Consider the following 6,268-nt stretch of genomic DNA (forward strand, 5'->3'; position numbering starts at 1 on the left):
TTTGTTAATTGGAGATTTACACAATGACTGCAGCACAAAAAGAAACATTAGGCTTTCAAACAGAAGTCAAACAACTATTAAACCTGATGATTCACTCTCTTTACTCTAATAAAGAGATTTTCCTACGTGAGCTTGTATCAAACGCGTCAGATGCGGCAGATAAATTACGTTTCCTTGCGCTTTCGAATGGCGATTTATACGAAAACGATGCGGAACTAAAAGTACGTATCAGTGCCGATAAAGAAGCAAACACGGTCACCATTACTGATAACGGTATTGGTATGAGCCGTGAAGATGTGATCAATTCACTAGGTACAATTGCAAAATCAGGCACCGCAGAATTTTTCCAGAACCTAACAGGCGACCAAAGCAAAGATTCACAATTGATTGGTCAATTTGGTGTTGGTTTTTACTCAGCGTTTATCGTTGCTGATAAAGTAACAGTGCGTACGCGTAAAGCAGGTGAAAGCCAAGGTATTGAATGGCAATCTGCAGGTGAAGGTGAGTACACATTACAAGAGATTGATAAACCATCACGCGGTACCGAAATCATTCTACACCTTCGTGAAGACGAAACAGAATTTGCTGATGAGTTCCGTTTACGTAGCATCGTCACTAAATATTCAGACCATATTTCTATTCCAGTTGAGATGTATAAAGCAGAGGTACCTGAATCTGAAGGTCCTGACGGCGAGAAAATTCCAGCACAGCCAGGCGAGTGGGAAGGTATTAACCGCGCGACAGCACTATGGACCCGTGACAAGTCTGAAGTAACAGACGAAGAGTACAAAGAGTTTTATAAGCATATCGGTCACGATTGGGAAGAGCCACTAAGCTGGGCACATAACAAGGTAGAAGGTAAAACAGAATACACCAGCCTGTTATACATCCCGAAAAAAGCACCTTTCGATTTATGGAACCGTGAGCGTCAATCAGGTTTAAAACTGTATGTACAACGCGTTTTCATCATGGATGACGCTGAGCAGTTCATGCCAAGCTACTTACGTTTTGTGAAAGGTTTACTTGATTCAAACGACTTACCACTAAACGTGTCGCGTGAAATCTTACAAGACAACAAAGTAACGCAAGCAATCCGTAAAGGGTGTACATCGCGCGTACTTAAAATGCTTGAGCGTATGGCGAAAAACCGCGAAGAAGATTACCAAACGTTCTGGAACGAGTTTGGTCAGGTGTTAAAAGAAGGCCCAGCTGAAGATGCGGCTAACAAAGAAGCCATTGCTAAGCTACTGCGTTTTGCTTCTACACATACTGATGAAAGCACTCAAAATGTATCGCTTGAGCAATACATTGAGCGTATGAAGCCAGAGCAAGACAAGATCTACTATGTAGTTGCTGATTCATTCGCTGCAGCGAAGAACTCACCACACCTAGAGATCTTCCGTAAGAAGGGCATCGAAGTATTGCTTCTAAGCGACCGTGTTGATGAGTGGATGATGAGCTACTTAACAGAGTTCAACGAAAAATCATTCCAGTCAATTACCCGTGGTGACTTAGATTTAGGCAACATGGATGACGAAGAAACGAAAAAAGCGCAAGAAGAGTCAGAAAAAGAAGTTGCAGGCCTAGTTGAGCGCATTAAAACTGCACTAGGTGATAACGTTAAAGACGTACGCTTTACGCACCGTCTAACTGACTCGCCTGCATGTGTTGTTGCTGATGAGCACGATATGAGCTCGCAAATGCAAAAGTTAATGGAATCAGTTGGTCAAACAGTGCCTGAGCAAAAGCCAATTTTTGAGCTTAACCCAGAGCATCAGCTTGTTAAACACTTAAACGTTGAACAAGATGAAGACAAGTTTGCCCAGTGGTCACAAGTGCTTCTAGATCAAGCATTACTGGCTGAGCGCGGTACGTTAAAAGACCCTGCAGGCTTTGTAACTCGTTTGAACAAACTAATGCTAGATTTAAGCAAATAAGCGTTTTAGCGCAATGAGTTTGAAAAGGGAGCAAGGCTCCCTTTTTTATTGCCGCTAATATAGGCAATTGGTATAAGTTACTTGAGGTATAGCCTTAGTTGTGGAAGAATTCAGGCTCTAAAAACAAAACTCCACTGATCGACCATTTTTAAGATTAGTATCACACAGAGGACAATGATATGCGCATTATTCTTTTGGGCGCGCCGGGTGCAGGTAAAGGTACTCAAGCTCAGTTTTTGATGGACAAATACGGTATTCCACAAATTTCTACGGGCGATATGCTGCGTGCAGCAATCAAAGAAGGTACACCACTTGGTCTTGAAGCTAAAAAAGTAATGGATGCAGGTCAATTAGTATCTGACGAAATTATTATCGGTCTAGTTAAAGAGCGTATTGCTAAACCTGATTGCGAAAAAGGTTTCTTACTAGACGGTTTCCCTCGTACTATTCCTCAAGCAGATGCAATGAAAGAGAATGGCGTGGTAGTTGATCACGTTATCGAATTTGACGTTGCTGACGAAATCATCGTTGAGCGTATGGGCGGCCGTCGCGTACACCCTGGCTCTGGCCGTGTTTATCACGTTGTTTATAACCCACCTAAAGTTGATGGCAAAGATGACATCACAGGTGAAGACCTAATCATTCGTGATGACGACACTGAAGAAACAGTGCGTAAGCGTTTAGGTATTTACCACGACCAAACTAAACCATTAGTTGATTACTACCAAGCTGAAGCGAAAGCAGGCAACACTCAGTACCACAAATTAGACGGTACTCAAGCTGTTGAAGCTGTTAGCCAACAACTTGGTGAGCTTTTAGGTTAATTTACCTTTTAGAATCACAAATAAAAAACCGCCTCTGGGCGGTTTTTTTGTGTTTGTATCACTGCAAGTTAAAATTGCGCTTTTACAGTTTCTTTAATGCCGCAATAGCACTGTCGTAATCAGGCTCTTTTGAAAGGTTATCGACAAGCTGCTTGTAAACGATGTTATGTTCTTTATCGAGCACAAATACGGCACGGGTTAACAAGCCCATATCTTTGATAATCAAACCGTAGTTCTTACCAAAGTCACGCCATACTGAGTCAGATAAGGTCACTACTTTGTCTATATTCTCGGCTTTACAAAAACGCTTCTGTGCGAACGGTAAATCTGCGCTTAAGGTCAGCATCGCCACACTTGGGTATTCTGAAGCTACTTTTTCATTGAAGTGTTTGGTTTGAATACTACATACACCTGTGTCTAAACTTGGCACAACGCTTAAAAGCACTGCTTGGCCTCGATAGTTGTCTAGTGTGACGGGGGTAAAGTTGCCATCTACTACTTTAAAATTAGGCGCTTGTTGGCCAACTTCAACACCTTGCCCTAGTAAAGTAACCGGTTTAGACTGGGCTGAAACCTTACCTGCGTCTAAACTATTTTCTGATAAATCACCTGCATAACTAAACGTGCACACAGCGCCTAATGCAAACATTAGCGGACGTAACATAATAAAATTCCTTTAAATTAACGCATTTAACTTCAGTGTATTATACTCATGAAGTGGCTCCAAGGATTAGTACAATTTAAAATTGTAAATAACCATTAGTTTGATTAACATGTGCCTGTGACCCTATTTTTTACATATAAAAATAAGAATAAAGTTACTAGTTAATGTTTTTGCTAGTTAGAAAGTGTGGATTTAGAGAGAATATATGTCAACATCGGTATTAGTTTGTGATGATTCAAAGTTAGCACGTCGACAATTAGCACGCTCTTTACCCGATGATTGGGATATAAAAATTGAGTTTGCTGAAAATGGTGTTCACTGTATTGAGCAAATCAAAAAAATTCAGCCGGAAATTTTATTTCTCGATTTAAACATGCCTGAAATGGATGGTTACGAAGTACTGCAAGCCATTCAAGAACAAGACCTTCATGTTCTCACTGTTGTTGTATCTGGAGACATCCAACCTAATGCTCATCGACGTGTGCTTGAGTTAGGCGCAATCGACTTTATTCAAAAACCTTGTTCCGCCGAGAAACTAGCGAGTATTATTGAACATCATGGTATTAAAGATAAAGCCATGCGTGAGCGTCTTGCTAATAAGTTAGGTGAGCAAGTTGATCCCGATGTGCGTGATATCTACCAAGAACTCACCAATGTCGCAATGGGGCAAGCTGGAGACTTATTAGCGCGTCTTCTTAATGTATTCGTAAAGCTTCCTATTCCTAATGTAAATGTTTTAGAAGTCAATGAACTAGATATGGCTTTGCGCTCGATTGATGCCAATGCCGCAACCTCAGGTGTATGTCAGGGTTTTATTGGCGGCGGTGTTTCTGGCGAAGCACTATTGCTGTTAAATGATTCAAGTTTTAAAGAAATCGCCTCGTTAATGAATTATGAGGGTGGGCTCAACGATAAAGTTGAATTAGAGCTATTAATGGATGTGAGTAACATATTAATAGGGGCTATTCTGACAGGACTGTCGCACCAATTAGATATGCGTTTTAGCCAAGGTCATCCTGTGGTGCTAGGACAACACTGTGATGTATCTGATTTAGTAAAGGCGAATAAATCTCGCTGGCAACGAACGCTGGCGATTGAGATCAGCTATGGCATCGAAAATCACAATATTAACTGTGATTTGATGTTGCTGTTCACCGAGGACTCATTAAAAACCCTTAAGTACAAAGTAGCTTATTTATTAGAAGACTAAACTATGCCTGCAGCCGATTTTAATATGAATGAACTCCATTGGTTAATGGATATGTTTAATACCGTTGATGTAGGCCTAGTGGTGCTCGATAGAGACTACAAAGTATGCATCTGGAATGGGTTTATGGAAAACCATTCTGGCCTATTGCCAAGCGCGGTGAAAGATAAAGACCTGTTTGATTTGTTTCCATCAATCGATGAAAAGTGGTTTCGCAGCAAATCTGAGTCTGTGTTCATTTTAAATAATCGCTCATTTACTATTTGGGAGCAGCAGCCATATATTTTCCGTTTTAAGAATTACCGCCCAATTACCGGTAAAGCGGATCATATGTATCAAAATGCCACTTTTATTCCACTGACGACGACCACAGGTGAAGTATCGCATATCTGTATCATTATCTATGATGTAACCGATGAAGCGGTGAATAAAAAAGAGCTAGAAGAAGCGAATAGCAAGCTTGAACAAATGAGCCGTACCGATGCACTTACTAAGCTTACTAACCGTGGTTATTGGGAAGAAAAGCTACGCAAAGAATACATGCGCATAGTGCGCAGTGGCGGGTGCAGCACCTTGTTAATGTTTGATATTGATCACTTTAAAAAGGTCAATGATGAACATGGCCATCGCGGCGGTGATGAGGCGCTGCGTCATATTGCAGACTTACTGCGTAAAACTCTGCGTGAAACAGACTTAGCAGGTCGCTATGGCGGTGAAGAGTTTGCGGTAACCTTGCTTGATACTGATCATGAAGGTGCACATATATTTGCTGAGCGATTAAGAACACTCATTGAGAACTCATCAATTTACTTTGATGGCAAACAAATTCAACTGACGGTCAGTATTGGTTTTGCCTGCTTCGACGAGAAGTTTGATCGCTACGAAAAGTGGGTTGAAGCCGCCGATAAAGCCTTATATCACTCAAAAGAAAACGGCCGTAACAAGGTCACAGCTTACACAGATTTATAAACAAACAAGGGGCAATTAAGCCCCTTTTTCATAGTAATTCTATTCAGTTAAGCAGATTAAACCCCAAGTGGCGGTAAAACAAGAATATCTGTTTTAAGTAGCTTCATGACTTTTTCGGCGGTATTACCAATTAAATGACCTTTAATACCTGTATTACCCACCGAACCCATAATCACTAAGTCAGCATTTAATTTAGCTGCAACACTTGGGATCACTTGCTCAACCACACCGGCTTTGATTTTAAGCTTGTCTTTTAAGTCGTGCGCTTCGATTAAGGTTCGCTGTGCTACGGGTAGCTTTTCAAAGGCGTTAATCACTTGCTCATCTGAAAATACAATGCCTAAATCACGTAAAAACGGTGATACATGTACGGTATAACAGGCATAAAACTCGCTGTCGTAGTCTTTTGCATAGGCTAAGCCTGCTTTGATAATTGCTTCGTTTAAACAGTATTTACTCGCCTTCTCACTGCCTAAATCAAGGGCTGCCAGCACATTGGTATTGTTACGCCATTTGTTATCGGCGGCCAAATAAAGTGGCAGCGGGCTAAAGCGAATAAGCTGCCAGTCTAGCTCTGTAAATTGCGTTTCTTCGTCGATGTGGCGAGTTTTAATCACCATTTCATAATCTGACGTATCAAGCTCATTGGCTAGCCATTGTACTGGGC

6 protein-coding genes are annotated in these 6,268 nt (G+C 41.2%); 4 read left to right on the plus strand and 2 right to left on the minus strand.

The features are described 5' to 3' along the window. Positions 1 to 23 precede the first annotated feature (23 nt). Both htpG and adk read left to right on the plus strand, forming a co-directional pair. The gene (gene htpG / locus L1272_RS19205) at positions 24 to 1,937 is read left to right on the plus strand and encodes a molecular chaperone HtpG (RefSeq protein WP_138600431.1); all 1,914 of its coding nucleotides are present in this window, start codon (positions 24 to 26) and stop codon (positions 1,935 to 1,937) included. A gap of 179 nt (positions 1,938 to 2,116) precedes the next feature. Beyond that, positions 2,117 to 2,761 carry an adenylate kinase gene (adk, locus tag L1272_RS19210; RefSeq protein ID WP_036967590.1) on the plus strand — a complete coding sequence of 215 codons (645 nt, stop codon included), beginning with the start codon at positions 2,117 to 2,119 and terminating at the stop codon, positions 2,759 to 2,761. Positions 2,762 to 2,843: 82 nt separating this feature from the next. Here adk and tpx read toward each other — a convergent pair whose 3' ends face one another. Continuing rightward, entirely contained in the window at positions 2,844 to 3,425 is a 582-nt protein-coding gene (tpx, locus tag L1272_RS19215) for a thiol peroxidase (RefSeq protein WP_166338068.1), read from the minus strand. Between the two features lie 205 nt (positions 3,426 to 3,630). On the opposite strand from tpx, the gene L1272_RS19220 reads away from it, so the two are divergent. Further along, entirely contained in the window at positions 3,631 to 4,635 is a 1,005-nt protein-coding gene (locus L1272_RS19220) for a response regulator (protein WP_235374102.1), read from the plus strand. Between the two features lie 3 nt (positions 4,636 to 4,638). Beyond that, the gene (locus L1272_RS19225) at positions 4,639 to 5,601 is read left to right on the plus strand and encodes a sensor domain-containing diguanylate cyclase (RefSeq protein ID WP_054551542.1); all 963 of its coding nucleotides are present in this window, start codon (positions 4,639 to 4,641) and stop codon (positions 5,599 to 5,601) included. 56 nt (positions 5,602 to 5,657) lie between these two features. Here the strand turns inward: L1272_RS19225 and L1272_RS19230 are convergent. Further along, positions 5,658 to 6,268: universal stress protein (locus L1272_RS19230; protein WP_235374103.1), on the minus strand; the 611-nt coding region annotated here is incomplete at its 5' end.

Source organism: Pseudoalteromonas sp. PAST1, from assembly GCF_021532515.1.
GTDB classification, from domain to species: domain Bacteria; phylum Pseudomonadota; class Gammaproteobacteria; order Enterobacterales; family Alteromonadaceae; genus Pseudoalteromonas; species Pseudoalteromonas simplex.